21 protein-coding genes and 1 tRNA gene are annotated in these 25,846 nt (G+C 61.9%); 1 reads left to right on the top strand and 21 read right to left on the bottom strand.

The window, feature by feature from the left end; translation table 11 throughout:
- The first annotated feature begins 20 nt into the window (after positions 1-20).
- Positions 21-407 carry a glyoxalase superfamily protein gene (locus P0M12_RS21040; protein ID WP_003942070.1) on the top strand — a complete coding sequence of 129 codons (387 nt, stop codon included), beginning with the start codon at positions 21-23 and terminating at the stop codon, positions 405-407.
- Positions 408-571: 164 nt separating this feature from the next.
- Here the strand turns inward: P0M12_RS21040 and P0M12_RS21035 are convergent, their stop codons facing one another.
- The 21 genes from P0M12_RS21035 to P0M12_RS20935 form a co-directional block, all read right to left on the bottom strand.
- The gene (locus P0M12_RS21035; protein WP_003941914.1) at positions 572-4,528 is read right to left on the bottom strand and encodes a DNA-directed RNA polymerase subunit beta'; all 3,957 of its coding nucleotides are present in this window, start codon (positions 4,526-4,528) and stop codon (positions 572-574) included.
- Between the two features lie 117 nt (positions 4,529-4,645).
- Positions 4,646-8,152: a DNA-directed RNA polymerase subunit beta gene (rpoB, locus tag P0M12_RS21030; protein WP_003942068.1), complete on the bottom strand. Its 3,507-nt coding sequence runs from the start codon at positions 8,150-8,152 to the stop codon at positions 4,646-4,648.
- Between the two features lie 461 nt (positions 8,153-8,613).
- Complete coding sequence (locus P0M12_RS21025; RefSeq protein WP_065352141.1) at positions 8,614-9,477, bottom strand: hypothetical protein; 864 nt, start codon at positions 9,475-9,477, stop codon at positions 8,614-8,616.
- 45 nt (positions 9,478-9,522) lie between these two features.
- The gene (locus P0M12_RS21020; protein ID WP_315872977.1) at positions 9,523-10,251 is read right to left on the bottom strand and encodes a hypothetical protein; all 729 of its coding nucleotides are present in this window, start codon (positions 10,249-10,251) and stop codon (positions 9,523-9,525) included.
- A gap of 99 nt (positions 10,252-10,350) precedes the next feature.
- Positions 10,351-11,598: an MCE family protein gene (locus tag P0M12_RS21015; protein WP_007728444.1), complete on the bottom strand. Its 1,248-nt coding sequence runs from the start codon at positions 11,596-11,598 to the stop codon at positions 10,351-10,353.
- Complete coding sequence (locus P0M12_RS21010; RefSeq protein WP_003941859.1) at positions 11,595-12,872, bottom strand: MCE family protein; 1,278 nt, start codon at positions 12,870-12,872, stop codon at positions 11,595-11,597. Before P0M12_RS21010 ends, P0M12_RS21015 begins: the two co-directional genes overlap by 4 nt.
- On the bottom strand, positions 12,869-14,122 hold the full coding sequence (locus P0M12_RS21005; RefSeq protein ID WP_003941941.1) for an MCE family protein: 1,254 nt from the start codon (positions 14,120-14,122) through the stop codon (positions 12,869-12,871). Before P0M12_RS21005 ends, P0M12_RS21010 begins: the two co-directional genes overlap by 4 nt.
- Positions 14,122-15,117 carry an MCE family protein gene (locus tag P0M12_RS21000; RefSeq protein WP_003942053.1) on the bottom strand — a complete coding sequence of 332 codons (996 nt, stop codon included), beginning with the start codon at positions 15,115-15,117 and terminating at the stop codon, positions 14,122-14,124. The genes P0M12_RS21005 and P0M12_RS21000 overlap by 1 nt, the downstream gene beginning before the upstream one ends.
- Positions 15,114-16,193 (bottom strand): MlaD family protein, encoded by a 1,080-nt coding sequence (locus P0M12_RS20995; protein ID WP_003941932.1) that lies wholly within the window; start codon positions 16,191-16,193, stop codon positions 15,114-15,116. Before P0M12_RS20995 ends, P0M12_RS21000 begins: the two co-directional genes overlap by 4 nt.
- A complete protein-coding gene (locus tag P0M12_RS20990) occupies positions 16,190-17,551 on the bottom strand; it encodes an MCE family protein (protein ID WP_003942007.1) in 1,362 nt (453 codons plus the stop codon). The genes P0M12_RS20995 and P0M12_RS20990 overlap by 4 nt, the downstream gene beginning before the upstream one ends.
- A complete protein-coding gene (locus tag P0M12_RS20985) occupies positions 17,548-18,408 on the bottom strand; it encodes an ABC transporter permease (RefSeq protein WP_003941894.1) in 861 nt (286 codons plus the stop codon). Before P0M12_RS20985 ends, P0M12_RS20990 begins: the two co-directional genes overlap by 4 nt.
- Before the next feature lie 5 nt (positions 18,409-18,413).
- The gene (locus P0M12_RS20980; protein ID WP_277376771.1) at positions 18,414-19,208 is read right to left on the bottom strand and encodes an ABC transporter permease; all 795 of its coding nucleotides are present in this window, start codon (positions 19,206-19,208) and stop codon (positions 18,414-18,416) included.
- A 9-nt stretch (positions 19,209-19,217) separates the two neighbouring features.
- A complete protein-coding gene (locus P0M12_RS20975) occupies positions 19,218-20,339 on the bottom strand; it encodes an ABC transporter ATP-binding protein (protein WP_007728450.1) in 1,122 nt (373 codons plus the stop codon).
- Between the two features lie 259 nt (positions 20,340-20,598).
- Positions 20,599-20,985, bottom strand: a complete 387-nt coding sequence (gene rplL, locus P0M12_RS20970) for a 50S ribosomal protein L7/L12 (protein ID WP_003941857.1) — start codon at positions 20,983-20,985, stop codon at positions 20,599-20,601.
- Between the two features lie 78 nt (positions 20,986-21,063).
- Positions 21,064-21,648, bottom strand: coding sequence for a 50S ribosomal protein L10 (rplJ, locus tag P0M12_RS20965; protein WP_003942074.1), 585 nt, complete (start codon positions 21,646-21,648; stop codon positions 21,064-21,066).
- A gap of 419 nt (positions 21,649-22,067) precedes the next feature.
- Positions 22,068-22,760 carry a hypothetical protein gene (locus tag P0M12_RS20960; protein ID WP_042453090.1) on the bottom strand — a complete coding sequence of 231 codons (693 nt, stop codon included), beginning with the start codon at positions 22,758-22,760 and terminating at the stop codon, positions 22,068-22,070.
- A 134-nt stretch (positions 22,761-22,894) separates the two neighbouring features.
- Positions 22,895-23,614 carry a 50S ribosomal protein L1 gene (gene rplA, locus P0M12_RS20955; RefSeq protein ID WP_003941982.1) on the bottom strand — a complete coding sequence of 240 codons (720 nt, stop codon included), beginning with the start codon at positions 23,612-23,614 and terminating at the stop codon, positions 22,895-22,897.
- Between the two features lie 109 nt (positions 23,615-23,723).
- On the bottom strand, positions 23,724-24,158 hold the full coding sequence (gene rplK / locus P0M12_RS20950; RefSeq protein WP_003941896.1) for a 50S ribosomal protein L11: 435 nt from the start codon (positions 24,156-24,158) through the stop codon (positions 23,724-23,726).
- Positions 24,159-24,224: 66 nt separating this feature from the next.
- A complete protein-coding gene (gene nusG, locus P0M12_RS20945; RefSeq protein ID WP_003942049.1) occupies positions 24,225-25,061 on the bottom strand; it encodes a transcription termination/antitermination protein NusG in 837 nt (278 codons plus the stop codon).
- 84 nt (positions 25,062-25,145) lie between these two features.
- Positions 25,146-25,649, bottom strand: a complete 504-nt coding sequence (gene secE, locus P0M12_RS20940) for a preprotein translocase subunit SecE (RefSeq protein WP_003942030.1) — start codon at positions 25,647-25,649, stop codon at positions 25,146-25,148.
- A gap of 31 nt (positions 25,650-25,680) precedes the next feature.
- Positions 25,681-25,753, bottom strand: a tRNA-Trp gene (locus P0M12_RS20935).
- Positions 25,754-25,846 lie beyond the last annotated feature (93 nt).

The following is a 25,846-nucleotide window of genomic DNA, read 5'->3' as shown; positions in this document are numbered from 1 at the left end:
CATCACATGAAGGGCACGTCATGGACATCAAGCTCGAACTGGTCGCCATTCCCGTCACCGACATCGACCGCGCCAAGGACTTCTACGTCCGCCTCGGATTCAATGCCGACCACGATCACACGGTCAGCGAAGACCTGCGATTCGTCCAGCTGACCCCTCCCGGTTCGGCCTGCTCGATCTGCATCGGCAAGGGAATCACCGACGCCGAGCCCGGCTCGGTCGTCGGCATGCAGGTAGTGGTCAAGGACATCGAAGAGGCCGAGCGCGAGTTCAAGAGCCGCGGCATCGACATCAGCCCGATCGACGACCAGGCCTGGGGGCGGTTCATCTACTTCGCCGACCCCGACGGGAACAAGTGGGCCGTCCAGGAGATCGTCATCCCGGACCTCAGCGGCAGCAACTCCTGAAAACGTCCCACTCCTGACATGAAAAATCCCCCCACCTCTTTCGAAGTGGGGGGATTTCTACGAACTAACGCTTAGCGGTAGTCGTCACATGCGACTACCCGACTAGCGGTAGTCGTCACATGCGACTACCCGACTAGCGGTAGTCGTCACATGCGACTACCCGACTAGCGGTAGTCGTTGCTGAAGCCGTAGTCGTCCAGCGGAACTGCAGCACCGGTGTTCTGGCCGAAGCCGTCCGGGCTGTAGTACTGGTCATCGTACGACGGCACTGCGTAAGCAGCGGCGCGTGCCTCTTCGGTGGGCTGAACCTGGATGTTGCGGTAACGGTTGATACCGGTACCGGCAGGGATCAGCTTGCCGATGATGACATTTTCCTTCAGACCGATCAGCTTGTCCGAGCGGCAGTTGATAGCCGCGTCGGTCAAGACACGAGTGGTCTCCTGGAACGATGCCGCGGACAGCCACGAATCCGTCGCGAGCGACGCCTTCGTGATACCCATGAGCACCGGACGGCCGGCTGCGGGCTCGCCACCCTCGGCGACAACGCGGCGGTTTGCCGACTCGAACTCGGCGCGCTCGGTGAGCGAACCGGGCAGGAACTCGGTGGCACCGGAATCGATGATCGTCACGCGACGAAGCATCTGGCGCACGATGACCTCGATGTGCTTGTCGTGGATCGACACACCCTGGCTCCGGTACACCTCCTGGACCTCGTTGACCAAGTGGATCTGAACCTGACGCGGACCCATGACTCGCAGGACCTCGTGGGGATCGGCAGCACCTTCCATGAGCTGCTGTCCGACCTCGACGTGGTCACCGTCAGCCAAGAGGCTTTCGCGACCGTCGGCGTGCTTGAAGACACGCAGACGCTGACGCTTGCTGAGCTTGTCGTAGACAACCTCTTCGCCGCCGTCGTCCGGAACGATGGTGATCTTGTAGAAACGATCGCCGTCTTCGAGCTGTACCCGACCGGTGACGTCCGCGATAGGAGCCTTGCCCTTGGGCACACGTGCCTCGAACAGCTCCTGGACACGCGGCAGACCGCCGGTGATGTCATCTCCTGCGACACCACCCTGGTGGAAGGTACGCATGGTCAGCTGAGTACCGGGCTCACCGATCGACTGTGCGGCGACGATACCGACAGCCTCACCGATGTCGACCAGCTTGCCGGTGGCCATCGAGCGGCCGTAGCAAGTGGCGCAAACGCCGGTGCCGGTGGTGCAGGTCAGGACCGAGCGGACCTTGACCGTCGTGATGCCGGCTTCGAGCAGAGCATCGATCGCGGGGTCACCGAGATCGTGGCCACGCTCGACGATGACGGTGCCGTTCGCGTCGACTGCATCGGCCGCCAAGGTACGGGCGTACGTGCTGGTCTCCACGTGAGCATCGCGGATCATCGTGCCGTCGGCCTGCTTCTCGGCGATCGTGGTGACGATGCCGCGCTCTGTTCCACAGTCGACCTCGCGGACGATGACGTCCTGCGAAACGTCCACCAGACGACGGGTCAGGTAACCCGAGTCGGCGGTGCGGAGTGCGGTATCGGCCAGACCCTTACGAGCACCGTGCGTGTTGATGAAGTACTCGAGAACGGTCAGGCCTTCCTTGAAGGAAGACTTGATCGGACGCGGGATGAACTCACCCTTCGGGTTTGTCACCAGGCCCTTCATACCGGCGAGCGAGCGAACCTGAGTCATGTTGCCGGCTGCGCCGGACTTCACGATCATCGGGATCGGGTTGCTGTCGGGGAAGTGAGCCTCCATGGCCTTGCCGACCTTGTCGGTCGCTTCCTGCCAAATGGTGACCAGAGCGCTGTTGCGCTCCTTCTTGTCCAGAGCACCACGCTGGTACTGCTTCTCGATCTTGTCGGCCTGAGCCTCGAAGTCCTCGATGATGGCAGGCTTCTCCGGCGGCACGAGCACGTCGGAGATCGAGACCGTGACACCCGAACGGGTGGCCCAGTAGAACCCGACGTCCTTGAGCTTGTCGACGGTCTGAGCAACCACGATCATCGGGTACCGCTCGGCGAGATCGTTGATGATCGTCGCCTGGCGCTTCTTCGGCATCTGCTCGTTGACGAACGGGTAGTCCGCCGGAAGCAGCTCGTTGAAGAGCACACGGCCGAGTGTCGTGGTGGCGGTCCAGCCGTCACCGTAGTTCCAGCCCTCGGGGAACAGTTCGTTCTCGAGGTCGCGCGGCGGACGCTGCTGCGTCAGACGCACCTTGATCTGAGCCTGAACCGAGAGCGCGCCGCGGTCGACTGCCATCTGAGCCTCGGCGGGCGAGGAGTACACGCCCTGCTCTGCCTCGTCGTTGGTCGGAGCAACGAGCTCACCGGTGACACCCTCGTCGAGACGGGTCAGGTGGAACAGACCCGTGACCATGTCCAGACGCGGCATGGCGAGCGGGCGACCCGAAGCAGGCGAGAGGATGTTGTTCGAGGACAGCATCAGGATGCGTGCCTCGGCCTGAGCCTCTGCCGACAGCGGGAGGTGAACAGCCATCTGGTCACCGTCGAAGTCGGCGTTGAAGGCCTCACACACCAGCGGGTGGAGCTGAATGGCCTTGCCCTCGACGAGCTGCGGCTCGAATGCCTGGATACCCAGACGGTGCAGCGTAGGTGCACGGTTGAGCAGCACGGGGTGCTCGGCGATGACCTCTTCGAGGACGTCCCACACCTGGACGCGCTTGCGCTCGACCATGCGCTTTGCCGACTTGATGTTCTGCGCGTGGTTCAGATCGACCAGACGCTTCATCACGAACGGCTTGAACAGCTCGAGAGCCATCAGCTTGGGCAGACCACACTGGTGCAGCTTGAGCTGAGGACCGACGACGATGACGGAACGACCCGAGTAGTCGACGCGCTTACCGAGCAGGTTCTGACGGAAGCGACCCTGCTTGCCCTTGAGCAGATCGCTCAGGGACTTCAGCGGGCGGTTACCCGGTCCGGTGACCGGACGTCCACGACGACCGTTGTCGAACAGGGCGTCGACCGACTCCTGCAGCATCCGCTTCTCGTTGTTGACGATGATCTCGGGAGCACCGAGGTCGATCAGTCGCTTGAGGCGGTTGTTGCGGTTGATGACGCGGCGGTACAGGTCGTTGAGGTCGGAAGTCGCGAAACGTCCACCGTCGAGCTGAACCATCGGGCGAAGCTCCGGCGGGATCACCGGAACAGCGTTGAGGACCATGCCCATCGGCGAGTTGCCGTTGGTCTGGAATGCCGCAACCACCTTGAGGCGCTTGAGTGCACGCAGCTTCTTCTGGCCCTTGCCGCTGCGGATGGTCTCGCGGAGAGACTCTGCCTCGGCGTCGAGGTCGAAGTTCTGCATCAGGATCTGGATGGACTCTGCGCCCATCGCACCCGTGAAGTACTCGCCGTAACGGTCGACCAGCTCGCGGTACAGGAGCTCGTCGATGATGAGCTGCTTGACGCTCAGCTTGGTGAAGGTGGTCCAGATCTCGTCGAGACGATCCAGCTCACGCTGCGCGCGGTCACGGAGCTGACGCATTTCGCGCTCGCCGCCGTCCTTGACCTTGCGGCGGACATCGGACTTCGCGCCCTCTGCCTCGAGCTCGGCGATGTCGGCTTCGAGCTTCTGCGCACGTGCCTCGAGATCGGCGTCGCGCTGATCTGCGACGGTCTTCTTTTCGACCTGCATCTCGGCTTCGAGGGTGGACAGCTCGTTGTGACGGAGCTCCTCGTCGACACCGACGATGACGTAGGCAGCGAAGTAGATGATCTTTTCGAGATCCTTCGGAGCCAGGTCGAGCAGGTAACCGAGACGGCTCGGAACACCCTTGAAGTACCAGATGTGCGTGACCGGTGCGGCCAGTTCGATGTGACCCATGCGCTCACGACGAACCTTGGCGCGAGTGACCTCGACGCCACAGCGCTCACAGATAATGCCCTTGAAGCGGACACGCTTGTACTTACCGCAGTAGCACTCCCAGTCCCGAGTGGGGCCGAAGATCTTCTCGCAGAAGAGGCCGTCCTTCTCGGGCTTGAGCGTGCGGTAGTTGATGGTCTCCGGCTTCTTGACCTCGCCGTAGGACCAATTGCGGATGTCCTCTGCACTGGCCAAGCCAATGCGGAGTTCATCGAAGAAGTTGACGTCGAGCACGTAACTTCCTTTCCCCGTTGGGGTTACGGTTGCCGGTCACCCGGCAACCTGACTGCCAATTCAAATGTGAACTACGCCCCCGGGCCGCTCTCTCAAGAGCAACCCGGGGACCGAAACCTAGTTCGCGAGGTCGTCGACCGTCGCAGCTTCGTTCCTGGACAGGTTGATGCCCAGGTTCGCTGCGGCCCGCTCCAAGTCCTCGTCGTCGCCGTCCGCCATCGTGATGGCCGCGCCGTCCGAGGACAGCACCTCCACGTTGAGGCAGAGCGACTGGAGCTCCTTGAGGAGCACCTTGAACGACTCGGGGATGCCGGGTTCGGGGATGTTCTCGCCCTTGACGATGGCTTCGTACACCTTGACTCGACCGACCACGTCGTCAGACTTGATGGTCAGCAGTTCCTGCAGCGTGTAAGCCGCGCCGTAGGCCTGCATCGCCCAGCACTCCATCTCACCGAAGCGCTGGCCACCGAACTGGGCCTTACCACCGAGAGGCTGCTGCGTGATCATCGAGTACGGACCGGTCGAACGAGCGTGGATCTTGTCGTCGACCAAGTGGTGCAGCTTGATGATGTACATGTAACCGACCGAGACCGGGTACGGGAACGGCTCGCCGGAGCGGCCGTCGAACAAGGTGGCCTTTCCGTCGGGTCCGACCATCTGCTCGCCGTCACGGTTCGGCAGCGTCGCGCCGAGGAGACCGGTGAGCTCGTCTTCCTTCGCACCGTCGAACACCGGGGTGGCGATGTTCGAGTCGGCCGGAGCGGACAGCATCTCTTCCGGCAGGGTCGCAGCCCAGTCGGGACGAGAGCCGTCGGACGCGATCTGAACGTTCCAGCCGGTCTTGCCGATCCACCCGAGGTGGGTCTCCAAGACCTGACCGATGTTCATACGACGCGGGACGCCGTGCGTGTTCAAGATGATGTCGACAGGCGTGCCGTCCGAGAGGAACGGCATGTCTTCCTGCGGCAGGATCTTGCCGATGACGCCCTTGTTACCGTGGCGGCCGGCGAGCTTGTCGCCGTCCTGGATCTTGCGCTTCTGTGCCACGTAGACGCGGACCAGCTCGTTGACACCGGGAGGCAGATCGTCGTCTTCGTCACGCGAGAACACGCGGATTCCGATGACCTTGCCGGTCTCACCGTGAGGAACCTTGAGGGACGTGTCACGAACCTCGCGAGCCTTCTCACCGAAGATGGCGCGAAGGAGGCGCTCTTCGGGGGTCAGCTCGGTCTCGCCCTTCGGCGTGACCTTTCCGACCAGCACGTCGCCGTCACGAACCTCGGCACCGATACGGATGATGCCGCGCTCGTCGAGGTCGGCGAGGACCTCGTCGGAGACGTTCGGGATGTCGCGAGTGATTTCCTCGGCACCGAGCTTGGTGTCGCGGGCATCGATCTCGTGCTCCTCGATGTGAATCGAGGTCAGGACGTCCTCTTCCACGAGACGCTGCGACAGAATGATCGCGTCCTCGTAGTTGTGGCCTTCCCACGGCATGATCGCGACGAGCAAGTTCTTGCCCAGCGCCATCTCACCGTTCTCGGTGCAAGGGCCGTCGGCCAGAACCTGGCCGGCCTCGACACGCTGTCCCTCGTCCACGATCGGACGCTGGTTGGCGCACGTGCCCTGGTTGGAACGCGCGAACTTGCGCATCCGGTACGTCTTGCGGCTTCCGTCGTCAGCCATCACCGTGACGTAGTCCGCAGAGATCTCCTCCACGACACCGGTCTTCTCGGTGATGATGACGTCGCCGGCATCCACAGCTGCACGCAGCTCCATGCCGGTTCCGACGAGAGGTGCCTCGCTGCGAACCAGCGGGACAGCCTGACGCTGCATGTTCGCGCCCATCAGGGCACGGTTTGCATCGTCGTGCTCGAGGAACGGAATCATCGCGGTTGCGACGGACACCATCTGACGCGGCGAAACGTCCATGTAGTCGATGTCCGAGGACGCGACGAACTCGACCTCGCCACCCTTACGGCGGACGAGAATCTTCGAGTCGGTGAAGCGACCCTCGCGGTCGATGGCCGAGTTGGCCTGCGCGACCACGTGGCGGTCTTCTTCGTCAGCGGTCAGGTAGTCGACCTCGTCGGTCACCTGTCCGTCGACGACGCGACGGTACGGGGTCTCGATGAAACCGAACGGGTTGACGCGGGCGTAGACCGACAGCGAACCGATCAGGCCGATGTTCGGGCCTTCCGGGGTCTCGATCGGGCACATGCGGCCGTAGTGCGACGGGTGAACGTCGCGAACCTCGAGGCCGGCGCGCTCACGGGACAGACCACCCGGGCCGAGGGCGGACAGACGACGCTTGTGCGTCAGCCCCGACAGCGGGTTGTTCTGGTCCATGAACTGCGACAGCTGGGAGGTTCCGAAGAACTCCCTGATCGCAGCGACGACGGGACGGATGTTGATCAGCGTCTGAGGCGTGATCGCCTCGACGTCCTGCGTGGTCATGCGCTCACGAACCACACGCTCCATGCGGGACAGGCCCACGCGGATCTGGTTCTGGATGAGCTCGCCGACCGTACGCAGACGACGGTTGCCGAAGTGGTCGATGTCGTCGACCTCGACGGGAACCTCGACGCCGCCCGGAGCCGTCATCGAGGTGTCACCTGCGTGCAGACGCACGAGGTACTCGACGGTGGCGACGATGTCTTCTTCGGTGAGAGTGGATGCAACGATCGGCTGACCCGCGTTCAGGCCGAGCTTCTTGTTGATCTTGTAACGACCCACGCGAGCGAGGTCGTAGCGCTTGTCCTTGAAGAACAGGTTCTCCAGCAGGGTCTGCGCGCTCTCCTTGGTGGGGGGCTCGCCCGGACGCAGCTTGCGGTAGATGTCGAGCAACGCCTCATCGGTGCCGGCGGTGTTGTCCTTCTCCAGCGTGGCCATGAGGATCTCGGAGAAGCCGAAGCGCTCCGTGATCTGCTCGGTGGTCCAGCCGAGTGCCTTGAGCAGGACGGTGACAGGCTGACGACGCTTGCGGTCGATACGGACACCAACGGTGTCGCGCTTGTCGACGTCGAACTCGAGCCATGCGCCGCGACCCGGGATCACCTTGACGCTGTGCAGATCCTTCTCGGTGCTCTTGTCGACGCTCATGTCGAAGTACACACCGGGGGAACGCACGAGCTGCGAGACGACCACACGCTCGGTGCCGTTGATGATGAAGGTGCCCTTGTCGGTCATCATCGGGAAATCTCCCATGAAGACCGTCTGGCTCTTGATCTCACCAGTGTTGTTGTTGATGAACTCCGCGGTGACGAACAACGGCGCCGCGTAGGTCATGTCCTTGTCTTTGCACTCGTCCGTCGAGGCCTTGACCTCGTCGAATCGAGGGTCGGAGAAGGACAGCGACATAGTGCCGTTGAAATCCTCGATCGGAGAAAGCTCCGCGAGGATGTCCTCGAGACCACCGGACACTGCATTGTCGCCGAGTGCCGCTGCTCGTTCACGCCAACTCTGCGCGCCGATCAGCCACTCGAACGAATCTGTCTGTACGTCAAGAAGCCCGGGAACTTCGAGGGGTTCGCGAACTTTCGCGAACGAAACCCTCTTCGGGGCTCCGGGGATTCCGGAAACTGCCTTGGTCTGGCTAGAGACTGCCAAGATGCGTCCTTCCAGCACCTCACGCGGGCCGCTCCGTGCTGTTGCGACCGCCGCTGTATCTGCTTCGAATTTCGCTGGTTACAACCCGAACGAAACCCGTCGCAGAAAGCAAGAAGTACTTGACTTCGCAGCGGTTGAGACGAGGGGTGGACAGGAGGCAGCCAGCGCAACGTCCAAAAGTACACCCTTACTCTGGAAATGTCGAGTCGGGTGTAACTGAGGGTCGAATTCAGATACTGACGTGAGACTGCCGATCACTCGTCCGTGCATGTTCACCGATCAGAGTGGACCTTGCGGACCGCTCCGTCAAGGGCGAGAGCGCGTGTCGCAGCATTCGAACATTCGTGACGCGCATTCGAACACTGCCACCGGGAGTGTAGCCAGCAACGGCGTCACATACGAAAAATCTGGACCGACATCGTGCGTCGATCCAGATCTTCGCGCTGGTGCGCAGGTGCTACTGGTCGCGAATCTCCGAGCTACTGGTCGCGAATCTCCGAGATCAGCCAGTTTCCGTCCTGCTTCTCCAGACTCACGATGACCATTCCGGAGCGAGAGTCTGCCGCCACGCCGTTCTGCGTCGAGCTGACGTTCAGTTGGGCGAGCAACTGCGCCCGGTCCTTCTCGAGCCGTGTGATCCCGATCAGCGGGACATCAGCGGTCGTTGCCGTCTGGGTTTGTTCGACGCCGGCCTTCTGTGTGTCCTTGTACTGCGTCAGCTGATCGCGCATCGACTGGTTCAAGCCCTGGACACCCTTGTCGAAATCGGCGTCGAACGTGTCGGGAGAGAACGTGAAGACTGCAGCCAACGCCGACGGCGTCACACGAAGAACCTCAGCCGTGGCGCCTTCGTCCACCCAGGCGATGTCGTCCGTCTTCGCGCCGACTTTGAAGAAGGCGATGCCGGCGAGGATCGCGACGATGACCGCTGCGGCCCCCAGGATCGCGACCAGGCGCCAACCGGCCTTGGATTGTGTAGGTGTTGTCGCCGACTCCCCCGCGCCCGTCTCCGGGGTAGCAGGGGCCTTGGGCTCGTCTGCGACGGTTTTCGCCGGTTTGGTCAGATCGGGGCCCGGTGTGGATTCCGGAGCGTCGGTTTCCGTCTTCGGCGGCTCGATTTCTCCGGACTCTGCCTTCGTGAGCGTCGGCTTCGCAACCTCCGGCTTCGCAACCTCCGGCTTCACAGCCTCCTGTGTTTCTTCTTCCGGCTGTTCGATCGTGGGCTCGACCGGATCCGAATCGGACGTCCCCGCGGGGACGTTGAGCGAGCGAGCGCTTCCCGCGATCTTCGGCCGACGGTTCTGCGGGGAGGACGGTCCGCCGGTACGACGTTTGGGTGGCATTACGCGCTTCTCCTTCGAGGGATGTCGGTGTGCAGGTTCGACGAACTACTGGCCACCGGAATCACCACCCTCGGTTGTCGGTGCGGGAGCACCGGAGGCAGGTGCCTCGGTCCCCGAACCGGGTGCGGGCGTTGCGTCAGGAGCAGGCGTGGAGCCGTCGGTGGCCGGCAGGGTGCCGGAGCCGAGATCGAGTCGCGATCCGATCGGATCAGCCGACTGCGCCTTCCAGACCCCGTCGATCTCGACCATGCCCAGCCGCATGCCGAGCTGATTCTTGACGAACTGGTTGCCCTGGGTCGTGGTGACACGAACGACGACCAGTGCCGTGGCGGTCCGGTCATCGGTATTGAGCTCGGTCAGCGCGGACTGAACGACTTCGGTGTCAGCCTTCGAGCCCGAGTTACGCAACTCGTCGGTGATGGAATCCTGAACGGTCTGCAGATACGTCGTCATCTCGTCACCGGTCACCGAAGAACGCATGTTCTCGATCGACTGGTCGAGATTGGCCGAATCCGCGTTGTTGAGGTTGATCGCGACTTGCTGCGCACCGATAAGCGCGTCGTCACGCATCTCGGCGGTGGTGCGGTCGGTGGTGAGCGCCCGAACGTACGGGACGCCGAACACACCGAGCGCAACCACGGCCGCCAGAAGCAAGACACCGACCGCAATCAGAGACGCTGTCAGCCCCTTCGGTCTACCGGTTGTCGGCGCTCCCGATTCGACTTGCTCGGGCCCGCCGGACTGCGGGGAACTGTTTCTCTGAATCACACTCACTACCCTACTTACCTGTTTTGCCCAGCCTCTGGCCGCGAATCGTCAACTGCCACAACTCAGTAGCCTGAACTGCACAAACTCGACCACATTCGGATCGGTCTACTTCGGTGTCACTCCGAGCAACGGCGCCAACTGCGTCGCGATCGGGTTGAGGTTCAACTTGTCCGGATCGACCTTCGGCTTGAAGTCCCAAGGCTGGATCGTGTCGGGATCGGCGTACACCACGCGGTTGGCACTGCGGACGCCCGTCTCGCTGCCCAGCGGCGTCTCACACGACGCGGCGGTGTTGAGCGGGAAGTCCTGCTGGGTGTCGTCGAAATTGGGATTCTGACGCTTCATCTCGTCCAGGATCGCCATGGTGCCTTCGTAACCCACCGTGCACGAGAGCGGATTGTTGGTCTCCAGCACCAAGCCCTGATGGACCGTTCCGTCGCCGGGAGCAACCGTCGGTGCGGCAGCGGCCAGGCCGGGAAGGAAGATCAGGAACGGCTGCAGCGCGATCGTTCGCGGCGCAAGCGTCTCGGTGGTCGCGGCAAGATTGGTCAGGTCAGTCGTCAGGCTCGGGCCCGCCTCGTTGATGAGGGCACCGATCTGATCGCTGGCCGGGATGCCGTTGTCGATCAAGCGACGGATGTCCGGATCGCTGGTCCGCAACTGCGCCGTGACAGCATCGAGATCGGTACTGAACTGCTTGATCGCGGAGGACTGATCCGACTGCGTCGTCAATACCGTCTCACTGTTCCGAATCAGCGCGAGCGTCTGAGGCAGAGTGTCGAGCCCGGACTGCGAGAGGCCGGACAGCGAATCGGCCAGGACCTGAATGTCCTCGCCCTTGCCGTTGAACGCTGCACCGAGTTCGACGGCGACGGTGTGGAGCGCGTCGACGGGCACGGACTTGACCAAGCCGTTGGCACTGGTCAGCACATCCTCGATCGGGATCGGAGTTGTGGTGTCCCCCACCGCGATCACCGAGCCGTCCTCGAGAAACGGTCCCTGGTCGGTATCGGGCTGAAGGTCGACGTACTGCTCACCGATGGCGGAGCGGTTGGCCACGACGGCACGGGCCGAGGCGGGAATCTCCGGAGCACTGTTGTCGATCTTCAGGTCGACCTGAATTCCGTCCTCGGTCAACGACATGTCGCCCACTCGCCCGACCGGCACGCCGCGATACGTCACCTCGGCGTTGGTGAAAATTCCACCGGACGTGGCCAATTCGGTCTTCACCGTGTACTGACCGAACCCCATGAGGTTGTCCAGGCGCACGTACTTGGCGCCGACGTAGATGAGACCCAGGAGCGCAACCACGACAAAGCCGACGAGCTGCCATCTGACCAGAGCTGATCTCACTGTCCATCACCGCCGATTCCGAACTGTTCCAGCATTCCCTGGATGGGGTTGAGTGGGTTCGCCGCGGGCGCCGGCGTTGCCGGGTCACCCGCTGTTGTGGCGGGAAGGCCGGCGACAACGGGAACCTGCGGCAGGATCGGAGCGATCGGCAGCAGTGACACTGTCGGCCACCCCGGTCGCGGCCCGTTGCCGTTGTAGTACGGGTTGGAGGGGTCGACCACCGGCTTGGGATTGCCGAACTTGGGCTGGCGGTATTCCGGTTCTCCCTGCCCGACACCGAGACCCGAGAGTGTATTGCCGATCTGCAGGTCGACACTCAGGAAGAGGTTGACGGAACCACCCTGTGCAATCTTCTCGACACCGTCCGGGAACGGGAACGTCGGAAGGAACGGAAGTGCCCCCACGAAGTCGTCACCGGAGTCTGCGAGCGCCTGCAGCGTCGGACGCAGAGCCTGAAGATCAGCGATCAGATCGTCCTTGGACTGTGTGAGGACGTCGGTTCCCACTGTTCCGAGTCGATCCACCTGAGCGAGCATCTGCGTCAGCTGCGGACGCTGCTCGTTGAGAACCTGTGTCGCAACGGGGAGTTCCTCGAGAATCTTCCCGATCTTCTCGTTCTGATCGTTGACGCGAGTCGAGAGCACATCCAGGCCGTCGAGGGCGCGTGTGATGTCGTCACGCTGCTCGTTGAGTCCACCGATGAGTGTGTTCGCCTGCTCCAGAAGACTTCTCGTCTTGCCTTCGCGACCGTCGAACGCGGCACCGAGTTCTTCGACGATGGGCTGCAACTGGCCCACACCGCCGCCGTTGAGCAGCAGCGACAATGCGCCGAGAACCTGCTCGATCTCCGTGGCGTGGCGAGTGCGATCCAGCGGAATGAGGTCACCGTCGGCCAGCTTCGCAGAGTCCGGTCCGGACGGCGGGGCCGACAGCTGGATGAACTTCTCGCCGAGCAGGTTGGTCTGCTCGACCGCGGCAATTGCGTTGGCGGGCAGATCAACCGACGAGTCGAGGATGATTCCGACGTCCGCGGTCCATCCGTCCGGTCCGACCGACACGTCGTCGACTCGACCGACGGGAACGCCGTCGACCTTCACAGCGGACTGCGGAACCAAGTCGAGCACGTCGTCGAACTGAATGGTCAAGTGCATCGGATCGGAACCCACATCAGGACCGCCGGGAAGCGGGACAGCGTAGATCCCCTCGGACGAGCAGGCGGTTGCCGAGATCAGGACGGCGCACAATCCGGCGCCGACTATCAATGAACGCTTCACTCGCCCTCCCCGTTTCCACTGGTCAGTCGCGGTGACACGACGCCGGGCACAGTGCCCGGAACTACCTGCATCTGTCGTTCGGAACCGGCAAGGATGCCGAAGGGAAGGTTCAGGCCTGCAGCCTGATTGGCTGCGTCGGTCATCGCAGCGACGTTTGCGCACTGGTCGATAGCCGGTTGCATCTGCCTTCCCAATGCCTCGAACCGCGGATCACCGGGCAACAGCTTGCCGAGGTCCATCAACTTGCAGAGCACGCCGGCCGGGTTCTGAAGATCAGGGAACGCCAGACGTGAAGCCAGCACACCTGATTCGGCGTCGTACGAGTTGACCAAGTTGGAGATCGCCAGCGGAAGCATGGTGAGCGTGTTGGCCAGTGCTTCCTTGTTGTTCGCCAATGTCTGTGTCGGTTCGACGAGACCTTCGGTTGTCTGGACCAGTTGATCGCGGTTGTCGGCCACGAACTTCGCGACGTCGCCGAGCGCAATCGAGAGCTGGTTCAGAGCGGCACCGAGATCGTCGCGCTCACCTGCCAGGAATCCGGTCAGGTCCGACAACTGCGTGTTGAACTGGCGCACCTGCTGATCGTTGGCCGCGAGAGCGCCCACAAAAGTATCCAGGTTCTTGATGGTGAGCGAGATGTTGTCACGCGAATCGTTGAGCGTCCGTGCGGCATCCGAGAGGTTGGTGATGCTGTCTCCCAACGCTTCACCGTTGCCCTCGAGGTTGGCCGCACCTGTCTCGACGAAATCGGACAGTGCTCCGTTCTTGTTGGCACCTTCAGGACCGAGCGCCGACGCGAGTTCGTCGATGCTGGAGTACAACTGGTCGACCTCGACAGGCGTCGCCGTCTTCTCGATCGGAATTACTGCACCGCTGGCCATCTTGTCGCCGCCGGTGAAGACCGGTGTCAGCTGGATGTAGCGGTCGGCAACCACCGAAGGCGTGATCTGAGCGGCACTGGCACCCGCGGGAATGTCGATCCCACGATCGACACGCAGCTCGACCTTGACCTGATCTCCCTGGGGTTCGACGGATTCGACGGTGCCGACCTTGACACCGAGAACACGAACGTCGGAACCGTCGTAGATACCCACCGACTTGTCGAAGTAGGCGGTGATCTTGGTGGTACCGGCGCGAGTGAACACCCACCACAGCGCGCCACCGATTACGAGTAACCCGATCAGAACAGCGGCGATGATCGCGACCGAGCGCTTCTTGGAGCCGCTTCCGGCTTCGGCAGTATCAGCCATCAGTTGCCTCCCAACGTACGAACGGGGTCACGGTAGCCCGGAATGTCCGGCAGACCCGGCGGAAGGAGGTTCACGACGACCTGGTCGAACCAACGGCCGTTGCCGACCACGTTGGCATACAAGCGAATGAAGGGTTCGTAGAGCTTCAGTGCCTTGTCCAGGTTCTCGTTGTTTGCCTTCAGGATGTCGATGACGCCGTTGAGCTGCGTCAGCGCCGGCCCGATTGCCGCCTCGTTGTCACGAACGAGACCGGTGAGCTGCTGAGAGACGCGCTGAGTTCCGGTGAGCAGCTGCGAAATCGCTTGCTGGCGATTGTTGAGCTCCTGCACCAGTAGTCCACCGTCTCGGATCAGCTGGGTGAATTCCTTGTTGCGGTCAGCAAGAATCTGCGACGTCTTCCCGGTGGCGGCGAAGAGCTTCTGCAAGTCCTGATCGCGGCTCGCGATCGTCTGCGACAGCCGACTGACACCGTCGAGCGAAGCGCGGACATCGCCAGGTGTCTCGGAGAATGCCTGGGACAACGTCTCCATGCTCTTCGCCAACTGGTCGGTGTCGATGTCGCCGACGGTGTCCGCCGCGGCCGAGAAGGCCTGAACGACGTCGTACGGAGAGGTGGTGCGCTCTAGCGGAATCCGATCCTTGGGATCGAGGTTGTCGGTTCCGCGCGGATCTAGTGCGAGGTACTTCTGTCCCAGAATGGTCTTGATCTGAATGGACGCAGAGGTTTGATCTCCCACCCACGCGTCACTGACCTTGAAGTCGACGAGAACACGGTCACCGTCGAGATCGACGGAAGTGACCTTGCCGACCTTCACGCCGGCGATACGAACCTCGTTACCAGGCTTGAGACCCGCGGCTTCGGAGAACTCGGCGGAGTAGGACGAGCCTGCTCCCACGAACGGAAGCGAATCGAGGAAGAACGCGGACAAAGTGGCCAGCAGCACCACGAAGATACCGATGGCTCCGGCCATTGCCGGACTGCGACGTTTACTCATCGACCTTGCAACTCCCTCATACCGTCTTGAGTGCATCGCGTGGCCGCGTTGGTGTAAATCGGCTGATTGACCGTCGGCAGGCCGGTGGGCAGATTCAGCGACGCAGACTGTCCTGGACCGGCAACGATGTCGATTCCGCACAGATAGAACTGGAACCAGGAACCGTAGCTCGCTACGCGTGCGAGCTTCTCGAGCTTGACCGGCAAGGTCTCGAGCACCGCGTTGACGTCGTCACTCCGACGATTGAGTGTGGTCGCCAGCGTGTTGAGTGCCGTGATCGAGCCCTGAATCGACGGCCGCGTCGGCTCGAGCAAGTCTGCCGTCGCGTCGGTCAGACCTGCGAGTGAGGTGACGGCCGAACCGACCACCCCACGCTCGTTGGCCAACCCGGTGACGAGTTGCTGGGTGTTGACGATCAGTGAATCGAGGTTCTTGTCGTTCGCGTTGACGGTGTCGAGAACGTCGTTGAGGTTCTTGATCACCGCGCCGATGACCGCGTCCTTGTCCGCGACGGTGTTGGTCAGGCTCGCGGTGTTGCGCACGAGCTCACTGATGGTGCCCGATTCGCCTTGGAAGACCTGGATGATCTGGTACGACAGCTTGTTGACGTCGTCCGCGCTCAGGGTGGTGAACAGCGGCTTGAAGCCGTTGAAGAGTGTCGTGAGGTTGACTGCCGGGCGCGTCTGAGACAGCGGCAGGGTATCGCCGCCGGTGATCTTCTTGCCTTGGCTGCCTTCACCTTGCGAGAGCGAGATGTACCGCTGCCCCACCAGGTTGCGGAACCGGATGGTGGCGATGGAACTGGCCGGCAACCAATCACGGTCGGATACCGAGAACTGGACCTCGGCCTGGTTGTCGTTGACGATGGCAATCTTCTCGACCTGGCCGACACGAACACCGGCAATGCGAACCTCGTCGCCCTCGTTCAACGAAGTGACGTCGGAGAAGACGGCGTTGAACTTGGTGCCGCCACCGCCGCCGAGGTTGGCGATACTGGCTGCCAGCAGTCCTGTCGCCAGGACCGTCACCACAACGAAGATGATGAGCTTTGTCAGCGGAGCTGCGAGTCCTCTCATTGGACGCTCACCTCCGCACCTGCGAATGCCGGAGCGCTGACCATCGTGGTCCACGCCGGAACATCGTCCGGCGCAACACCGTTGGCCTGTCCGTAGATCACCTTCAACGTATCCTCTTCGAGTTTCGAGCCCGCGTAGCCGGCCTGCTGCGCAGGACCGCTGTTGTTGGTCGAGAACAACTGAGGTCCGGAGCCCTCGGGTGCAGGCAGGAATTCCATGGTGGCGGGACCTGGATTGCGGGAAGGAACCTGGTAGGAACCGTCACCGTACGAACCGCCGGGGTACTGCGGGAACGGACGACCGGGCTCGGTGACGTTGTCGTAGCAAACCGGGCCGCGGTTGTCGACGAGCCGTGGCTCGTCCTGGTTGGGCAGGTAGCGACCCTTGGGGTTCACGATCTGAATACTCGCACGCACACCAGGATTGGGCGCGTCGGTGGACAGGATCTTGGCAGCTTCCGGAGCGGTGTCCGAGAAGCCCTTGAACGTGCACCCGAAGGTCGGAGAGTACTGGGCCAGAAGCTGGAGAGCTTCCTTCGAATCCGCAGCGAGCGTGATGATCGAGGACGAGTTCGCTTCGAGGAAGGCTGCGGTGTCCGACGATGTCACGGTGAGCGACGCCAGCAGTGTCCGCAACTGGTCCTGCTTCTGCACCACCGTGTTACCCGTGGTCCGCAGATTGTCGAGAGCGTTGATCAGATCGGGCGCAGCGTCCGAGTACGTCTGGGAGAAGTCCGCGAACTTGCGCAGATCCTCTTGCACCGCGGGCAGTTCGGTATTGACGCCGCGGAAGATCTCCTCGAGACGATCGACCGTCAGACCGAGCTCGGCGCCGCGTCCCGTCAGACCCTGCGCGAGAGAACCGAGAGTGTTCGCCAGATCCTGCGGCGGAATCGCCTGCAGAAGTGGGAGCAGTCCGTCCAGAACGTCGCCGACCTCGACAGCATTGCCGCTCTTGTCCTGGTGGATCACCGTTCCCGCGGAAATCGGGGTCGCGGTGGTTCCCTCCGGAATGATCAGGGAGACGTAGCGCTCACCGAAAAGCGTCTTCGGGAGCAGACGCGCCGTGACGTTGGACGGAATGAGATCAGCCTTGTCCGGCTCGATCGCGAGGACCGAGGTGACCTGGCCGTCTTTCGTCGACGCGGATCGCACCTCGCCGACCAGCAGCCCACGGACCTTGACGTCCGCGTTGGGTGGCAACGCATTTCCGACTGTGTCGGTCACGAGGTCGATCTTCACGACGTCCTTGAACGTCTTGTTGAAGGTTCCGATGGTGAAGGCCAGGAACAATGCCAACACCACGAAGAACACGAGTCCGAGCACACGGCGGCGCAGGACTGACGGAGCCTCGATCATCCGGCCACCCTCACTGTCGTCGTGGTGCCCCAGATTGCGAGGCTGAGGAAGAAGTCGAGAACGGCGATCGTCACGATTGCGGCGCGAACAGCGCGGCCGACGGCCACACCGACACCTGCGGGACCACCTGAGGCATGGAACCCGTAGTAGCAGTGGATCAGGATCAGCACGAAGGCGAATACCAGGACTTTCGCAAACGAATACAGCACGTCCTGCGGTGGCAGGAACAGGTTGAAGTAGTGGTCGTAGGAACCCGTCGACTGCCCGTTGAAGACCGTGCTGATCACTCTCGAGGCGAGGTACGCCGCGAGTAGACCCACGATGTACAGCGGAATGACGGCGACGAAGCCGGCGATCATGCGCGTCGTGACCAGGAACGGCACCGACGGAACTGCCATGACCTCGAGCGCGTCGATCTCTTCGGAGATTCGCATGGCACCGAGTTGGGCGGTGAAGCCACAACCAACCGTGGCCGAGAGCGCAAGAGCCGCAACGATCGGAGCGATCTCACGGGTGTTGACGTATGCGGAGAGGAAGCCGGTCAGGACCGAGCTACCCAACTGCTCCAGAGCGGCGAAGCCCTGGAGGCCGACGACGACACCCGTGAATCCGGACATCATCGCGATGACGCCGATGGTTCCGCCGATCACTGCGAGCGCACCGCTACCGAAGGTCACTTCGGCGAGTAGTCGAAGCGTCTCCTTCCGGTACCGATGCAGGGTGCGCGGGGTCCACGCGATGGCGCGCGCGTAGAACGACATCTGCTCGCCCGCGCGGTCCAACGCGTTCACTGGAATTCTGGCTACTTTGCGACTCTTCAGCAGGAACTGATCGCCGCGGCCTCGTGCGATGGTCATTTAGGTCAAGATCCCTTCGCCGGCACGATCTGGAGGTACACCATCGTCAGAATCAGATTGGCGAAGAACAACAGCAGGAACGTGATGACGACAGCCTGGTTCACCGCCTCACCGACGCCCTTCGGGCCACCGGACGGGTGGAGTCCCTTGTACGCGGAGATCACACCAGCGATGACACCGAACACCGCGGCTTTGATCTCACCGCTCCAAATGTCCGGTAGCTGCGCAAAAGCTGAGAACGACGAGATGTAGGCACCGGGGTTACCGCCCTGCAGGATCACGTTGAAGAAGTAACCACCCGCGATACCGACGACGGACACCAGTCCGTTGAGCAGAACAGCGATCAGCACCATCGCGAGGACACGCGGAACCACCAGGCGCTGAATCGGATTGATTCCGAGGACTTCCATCGCGTCGATCTCTTCACGGATGGTTCGAGAACCGAGATCGGCCGTCACGGCCGATCCGGCCGCACCGGCGACCAGCAACGCTGTCACCAGGGGGCTACCCTGCTGGATCACCGCCAGGACGCTGGCAGCGCCAGTGAACGATTCTGCACCCAACTGCTTGATCAGCGAACCGGTCTGCAGTGAGACGACGGCGCCGAAAGGGATGGCTACCAATGCCGTCGGCAAAATTGTCACGCTGGCGATGAACCAGGCCTGCTCGATGAACTCACGGAACTGAAATGGACGCCGGAACGTATTCCTGACGACTTCGACAAACAGTTCGACGATGTTTCCGGCCTGAGTTAATGCTCCGTTGACCGGACTCAGAACCGAGTTGCGGGTAACCCCCATCCGATATGCCTACCCTTGCCCGTGTGTCGTGTTTCCGTAGGGATCGCCCTCGTATGCAGGAATGACCTGCGTGTCTTGCGAGTTGTCGTTCCACTCCCCCTGATAGCCGCTCGCTTCGGCGTACTGGGGATCGTACTGCCCAGTTCCGTCAACCTCGTCGAGGCTGTCCTGAATCGCCGCCTGTGCGTTAGCTGGGAGGGTGTGCATGATCTGACGGACGCGCTCCTGGCGACGACGAACAGCCTGACGCTCCGGGTTTCCGGGGGTGGCCTTCATCTGCGGCACGATGCCCTCGACGTCGTCGACACCACCGGCGTGGTGACCGGCGTCGACGAGCGCCTGCTCGTGCGCCATCTGAGCCTCGTCCTTCTCCTCCGACATACCGATCGGACCGATCATCGTTCCGTTGAGGAACTGCTTGACGACGGGCTCGTCCGAGGTGAGCAGCACCTCACGAGGACCGAACATCACCAACTGACGACGGAAGAGCATGCCGATGTTGTCCGGCACCGTGCGTGCGAGGTTGATGTTGTGCGAGACGATCAGAATCGTCGCGTCCGACTGGGCGTTGATGTCGATCAGCGTTTGGCTGATGTACGTCGTACGCACCGGATCCAGACCGGAGTCGGGCTCGTCGACGAGGATGATCTCGGGATCGAGAACGAGTGCACGCGCCAGACCGGCACGCTTGCGCATACCGCCGGAGATCTCACCGGGAAGCTTGTCCTCGGCGCCGACCAGACCCGTGAGGTCCAACTTCTCCATCACGATCTTGCGGATATCGGATTCCGACTTCTTGGTGTGCTCACGAAGCGGGAAGGCGATGTTGTCGTACAAGTTCATCGAGCCGAACAGTGCGCCGTCCTGGAAGAGAACGCCGAACAGCTTGCGGATCTCGTAGAGCTCCTTGGAGGAGCACTGCAGGATGTCCGTGCCGTCGATGACGATGGAGCCTTGTTCAGGGCGGAGCAGTCCGATCAGGGACTTCAGGAACACCGACTTACCGGTACCCGAAGGCCCGAGCAGTGCGCTGACCTCACCCGCGGGAAGTGTCAACGACACGTCCTGCCAAATCCTCTGCGACCCGAAAGACTTTGTCAGTCCTTGTACCGCTACCTCGACTCCCACCATTACCTCCGCGACGTCCGTTGCATGCATGCACCCGTGTGGGTTGGGTCACTCTATCGCATGGGAGTGGTACCCGTGACTGCGAATACTACTAACGAGTAGGGAAGAAGCATAATTCAGATCACAGCCTAGTTCGGACACCCCTCCCACCTGCATGAATTCCGGCATATCACCCGCGAAAAAAGTTCAAAAAAAGAGGGCCACTCCCCGTGGGGAGTGGCCCTCTTCGTTACTACTCGCGAAGAGCAGCGGGAAAACCGTCTTACTTGATGACGATCTTTGCGCCGGCAGCTTCGAGCTTTTCCTTGGCAGCCTCTGCGGCGTCCTTGGCAACCTTCTCGAGGATGGCCTTCGGAGCGCTCTCGACGAGGTCCTTTGCTTCCTTCAGGCCGAGGCCGGAAACGACCTCACGGACGACCTTGATGACCTGGATCTTCTTGTCGCCAGCCGACTCGAGGACGACGTCGAACTCGTCCTGCTCTTCAGCAGCTTCTGCGCCGGCAGCCGGTGCGCCTGCAGCGGCGACGGCGACGGGAGCAGCAGCGGTGACCTCGAAGGTCTCCTCGAATGCCTTAACGAACTCCGAGAGCTCGAGGAGGGTGAGCTCCTTGAACTGGTCCAACAACTCTTCGGTGCTGAGCTTCGCCATTGTGGCGGTCCTTCCTGTAAGTCCCATGTCGCTGATCCGCGACCGGGCGGGGTTATAGCAGTGATGCGCGGGTGCGGATCAGCTTTCGGCTTCGGCCTCGGCCGGAGCCTCGGTGGCAGCCTCTGCGGGGGCCTCTGCGGCTCCGCCTTCTGCAGCCTTCTTCTCCTGCAGGGCAGCGGCCAGACGGGCCATCTGCGAAGCGGGAGCATTGAACAGGCCTGCGGCCTTTGCCAAGTTGCCCTTCATCGCGCCGGCAAGCTTTGCCAACAGGATTTCGCGGGATTCGAGATCCGCGATCTTGTTGACCTCTTCCACGGACAGCGCAGCGCCGTCCATGTAGCCGCCCTTGATGATGAGCGCCTTGTTGTCCTTAGCGAAGTTCTTCAGAGCCTTCGCAGCGTCGACCGGTTCGCCCTTGATGAATGCAATGGCGGTCGGACCAACGAACAGGTCATCAAGGCCCTCGATGCCAGCCTCTGCGGCGGCACGCTTGACCAGGGTGTTCTTGGCGACGGAGTAGGTGGCACCTTCTCCGAGAGCGCGTCGCAGTGTCGTGATGTTGCCAACCGAAAGGCCACGGTATTCCGTGACCACAGCGGCGGTCGAACCCTTGAACTGCTCGGTGATTTCCGCAACTGCGGAAACCTTCTCAGGCTTTGCCATACTTCGCCTCCTCTCGTGACAGTCGTTGTCCCACTCAGGAACCGCTGCACCTCATCGGGGTGAACCCGAGAAGACACAGTCCGCGACATGCAAAACGCCCCGGCGCAAGCGCACGGGGCGTACAGAGGAAACATGAAGAAGAGGCTTACGAATCAGCGTAACGATGCAAAGCGAGGCAGTGCATAACCAGGCAAACTGTAGAACCACTACATCAAGCTATCCCCCTACCTCGTTCACCTACGTGGGCCGCCGGGCACTCCCGGACTTTCAACCACACCCATCACTGAGTGCAATCACCAACGGTCTTGGGTAGAACATGATTTTGGGGTGAAGTTCATATCCAGCACTGAACTCCGCCTCGAAGACTACCTGACTGCTCGCTGCACAACCAAATCGAGTTCGTCACGCACCCGATTCCTTCAAGCACCGATAGCCCTGGCGATCTTGTGTTCGATTGCTGCCCGAGCTCGGTCCGGCAACACCAGCAATCCATCGAGTTCCTTGTGGGCCTTCCGGTACGCACTCTGACGTTCCTGTGGCGTCGCGCCCTCGTCCATGGCCAGTCGCAGCAGACGTTGCGCCCTTACCAGGCGTTCTTGTTCGTCGAGGGTGAATCCGCTCCGTCGGCGGCGCTTCGCCTCAGCTTCCGCGATTTCGAAGGCGATCGAGTAAGCGTGCACCGCCTCGCGGTACTCGGTTTGTGCCTGCTGGTTGCCGATCATCGTCTCCGGATTGCCTGGGCGAAGCAGATCGGCACGATATTTGGCTCGATGAAAATCGGCGGTCAAAGGCTCGCGCATGTCCGTCATCATCGGGGTGTCGAGCAGTGTGACCGGATCGAGCTCGTACGAGAACCATCGGGCGTCGACCGCATCGTGCTGCTCGATTGCCTTGGCCAGCTCTCGGCGCTGTGTTTCTTCGTCGGCGTGATGTTGTGCGTTGGCTTGCGCGATGGCGACCTTGGTCTGCTGCTTGAGCCGGAAGCGCTCTTGCCGGCGCTCGATCCGCCTTTCGTTGGCAACCGCGACACCCTTCAGCGCCCCACCGATGGTGCCGCCGAAAACGAAGATCAGCCACCAAAAGTTTCCGAGGAACTGGAACGCTTCGTGCATACCCCGATGATGCCACCGTTAGATCGATACCACCGATGGACCGATACCACCGGCAGGGATCACCCTCTCCCGAAACGACAAGAAGGCCGGCAGGGAGTGATCCCTGCCGGCCTTCTTGTTCGTATGCGGACTGCTTACGCGTCCGCAGCATCCTCGAGGAGGTTGCGAGTACGGTTCGGATCCACCGGGATGCCCGGACCGGTGGTGGTCGAGACCGTGATCTTCTTCACGTAGCGACCCTTGGCCGACGAGGGCTTCGCACGCAGGATCTCGTCCAGGGCTGCGCCGTAGTTCTCCACCAGCTTCTCATCGTCGAACGATGCCTTGCCGATGACGAAGTGCAGGTTGGCCTGCTTGTCGACGCGGAAGTTGATCTTTCCGCCCTTGATGTCGTTGACAGCCTTGGTGACATCCGCCGTGACGGTGCCCGTCTTCGGGTTCGGCATCAGGCCACGCGGTCCGAGGACACGGGCGATGCGGCCGACCTTGGCCATCTGATCAGGAGTCGCGATTGCGGCGTCGAAATCGACCCATCCACCCTGGATGCGCTCGATCAGGTCTTCTGCACCGACTACGTCAGCGCCTGCAGCCTCGGCTTCTGCTGCCTTCTCGCCAACAGCGAACACGATGACGCGAGCGGTCTTACCGGTGCCGTGGGGCAGGTTGACCGTTCCGCGGACCATCTGGTCAGCCTTACGGGGGTCGACGCCCAGACGAACTGCAACCTCAACGGTTGCATCCATCTTGGTGGACGACGTCTCCTTGGCGAGCTTTGCAGCCTGAAGCGGGCTGTAGAGCTTGTCTGCGTCGATCTTCTCAGCGGCGGCGAGGTACGCCTTGCTGCGCTTTGCCATTTGTTCTGTCCTTACTTGTCACTGCAGCGAATTACCTGTGCAGTGGTGAATGGTTCAGTTGTGGTCGGGGCCTGGCCGGCCCTCCCACGTAATGCTGTGGAGCGGACTATCAGCCCTGGACCGTGATGCCCATGGAACGAGCGGTGCCGGCGATGATCTTCGCGGCCTGCTCGATGTCATTGGCATTGAGGTCTTCAGCCTTGGTCTTCGCGATTTCGCGCACCTGATCCATGGTCACCGAGGCAACCTTGGTCTTGTGCGGTTCGCCGGAGCCCTTGGCGACGCCGGCTGCCTTGAGGAGCAGCTTGGCGGCGGGAGGGGTCTTCAGCTTGAAATCGAAGGTCCGGTCTTCGTAGACCGAGATCTCGACCGGCACAACGTTGCCGCGCTGGGACTCAGTCGCCGCGTTGTAGGCCTTGCAGAACTCCATGATGTTCACGCCGTGCTGACCGAGCGCGGGACCCACGGGAGGTGCAGGGTTAGCCTGACCTGCCTGGATCTGCAGCTTGATGAGCCCGGCGAGCTTCTTCTTCTTTGGGGGCATCTCTAGTTCCTAGTTTCTAGCTTGGGTGTGTGTCTTGCGTCGAACAAATTGCAAGTTTTGGGGTGGTCAGATCTTCGCGACCTGGTTGAAGTTGAGCTCAACCGGGGTTTCACGACCGAAGATCGACACGAGAACCTTGAGCTTCTGCTGCTCGCCGTTGACCTCGCTGATGCTGGCCGGAAGGGTTGCGAACGGGCCGTCCATGACGGTGACCGACTCGCCGACCTCGAAGTCGACCTCGATGAGGGGCTTGCCGAAGGACTCGGACGGTGCCTCGCCTGCTGCGACGGCGGCCGCTGCAGCCTGCTGCTTCTTCTGCTCCTGCTGCGGGAGCAGGAACTTGACGACCTCGTTGAGGGTCAGCGGCGAGGGACGCGACGTGGCACCGACAAAACCGGTGACACCAGGCGTGTTGCGCACGGCGCCCCACGACTCGTCGTTGAGCTCCATGCGAACGAGGATGTATCCGGGCAGAACCTTGCGGTTGACCTGCTTGCGCTGGCCGTTCTTGATCTCGGTGACCTCTTCGGTGGGAACTTCCACCTGGAAGATGTAGTCGCCGACATCGAGGTTCTGAACGCGAGTCTCGAGGTTGGTCTTGACCTTGTTCTCGTAACCGGCGTACGAGTGGATGACGTACCAGTCACCCGGGGCGCGGCGCAGCGCAGCCTTGAGTTCGGCAACGGGATCCTCGACCTCGAGCTCGGCGGCGGGAGCGGCCTCGTCGGAGTTCTCGGCATCGTCGGAGATGACGTCCTCGGTCGCTGCAGCGTCTGCATCAGTGCCTTCGGCAACGTCTGCATCGGTGCCTTCGGCAACCACGACGTCTACTTCGGCTGCCGCCTCGGCAGAAACACGCTCTTCGGCCAAAGCCTCATTCGTGTCGTTCTCGGGGGTGCTCACTGGGGCACTCGCTTCCTCTCGTTACTCGGACCCGGGTCGGGTCTTGTCGCGCTCGCAGGCAAAGACGCCCGACTGCTACGGCGATCAGCCGAACAGCCAGGTGACACCCTTGATCACAGCGATATCGACGCCGCTGATGAAAGCGACCATGAAGACCACGAACGTCAGCACGACGCTGGTGTAGGTGATCATCTGCTTGCGGTTCGGCCAGATGACCTTACGGAGTTCTGCGATGACCTCGCGGAAGAATTTGCGCAGGCGCTTGAAGATGTTGTCCTTCTTCGCCTTGGGCTTCTTGCCGGGGTTCGTTGCAGTCGGCTTGGCCGAAGATGTCCGGGATGCCGTCCGGGCCGGAGTCTTCACGGTGGACGCGCTGACCGAGGCGCCGCGTGCAGCGCGCTTGCCGGTCGGCTTGTTGGAAACCCCACTGGATGCGGAGGGAGCCTTTTCGGCACCGTCCTTGTCCAACGAAAGATCGGAACGCGTAGTCGCGTCAGCTGCAGTGTCGTCGACACCGGTCGAATCGGCAGACGGTGAAGTCTCCGCATCCGAAGTGTCGGCGTCGCGCTTGGCGCGCTCCTCGCTCACGTCGTTCCTCTCAGTCGCTGGCATCCGGGGGCAGGGGCGACAGGACTTGAACCTGCAACCTGCGGTTTTGGAGACCGCTGCTCTGCCAGTTGAGCTACGCCCCTTTGGTTGACCTCGACAGGTAGACCCTGCCTGAATCAACCGTTCTGCGATCACACAACATACGCGCTACCCGAGGTGAATGTCTTGCAACATTC

This window comes from Rhodococcus sp. RCBS9, assembly GCF_029457415.1.
GTDB classification, from domain to species: Bacteria; Actinomycetota; Actinomycetes; order Mycobacteriales; family Mycobacteriaceae; genus Rhodococcus_F; species Rhodococcus_F qingshengii.
Note: the sequence above shows the minus strand (reverse complement) of the source record. Positions and strands in the feature narration are given on the sequence as shown.

Coding starts and splice junctions, on each gene's coding strand:
- P0M12_RS20985 (WP_003941894.1), bottom strand. CDS start 18,408: ATGACCATCGCACGAGGCCGCGGCGATCAGTTCCTGCTGAAGAGTCGC.
- rplA (WP_003941982.1), bottom strand. CDS start 23,614: ATGGCAAAGCGCAGCAAGGCGTACCTCGCCGCCGCTGAGAAGATCGAC.
- P0M12_RS21005 (WP_003941941.1), bottom strand. CDS start 14,122: ATGGCTGATACTGCCGAAGCCGGAAGCGGCTCCAAGAAGCGCTCGGTC.
- P0M12_RS20995 (WP_003941932.1), bottom strand. CDS start 16,193: ATGAGAGGACTCGCAGCTCCGCTGACAAAGCTCATCATCTTCGTTGTG.
- P0M12_RS21025 (WP_065352141.1), bottom strand. CDS start 9,477: ATGCCACCCAAACGTCGTACCGGCGGACCGTCCTCCCCGCAGAACCGT.
- P0M12_RS21040 (WP_003942070.1), top strand. CDS start 21: ATGGACATCAAGCTCGAACTGGTCGCCATTCCCGTCACCGACATCGAC.
- P0M12_RS20975 (WP_007728450.1), bottom strand. CDS start 20,339: ATGGTGGGAGTCGAGGTAGCGGTACAAGGACTGACAAAGTCTTTCGGG.
- P0M12_RS21000 (WP_003942053.1), bottom strand. CDS start 15,117: ATGAGTAAACGTCGCAGTCCGGCAATGGCCGGAGCCATCGGTATCTTC.
- P0M12_RS20980 (WP_277376771.1), bottom strand. CDS start 19,208: ATGGGGGTTACCCGCAACTCGGTTCTGAGTCCGGTCAACGGAGCATTA.
- rplJ (WP_003942074.1), bottom strand. CDS start 21,648: ATGGCAAAGCCTGAGAAGGTTTCCGCAGTTGCGGAAATCACCGAGCAG.
- rplK (WP_003941896.1), bottom strand. CDS start 24,158: ATGCCCCCAAAGAAGAAGAAGCTCGCCGGGCTCATCAAGCTGCAGATC.
- rplL (WP_003941857.1), bottom strand. CDS start 20,985: ATGGCGAAGCTCAGCACCGAAGAGTTGTTGGACCAGTTCAAGGAGCTC.
- P0M12_RS20990 (WP_003942007.1), bottom strand. CDS start 17,551: ATGATCGAGGCTCCGTCAGTCCTGCGCCGCCGTGTGCTCGGACTCGTG.
- P0M12_RS20960 (WP_042453090.1), bottom strand. CDS start 22,760: ATGCACGAAGCGTTCCAGTTCCTCGGAAACTTTTGGTGGCTGATCTTC.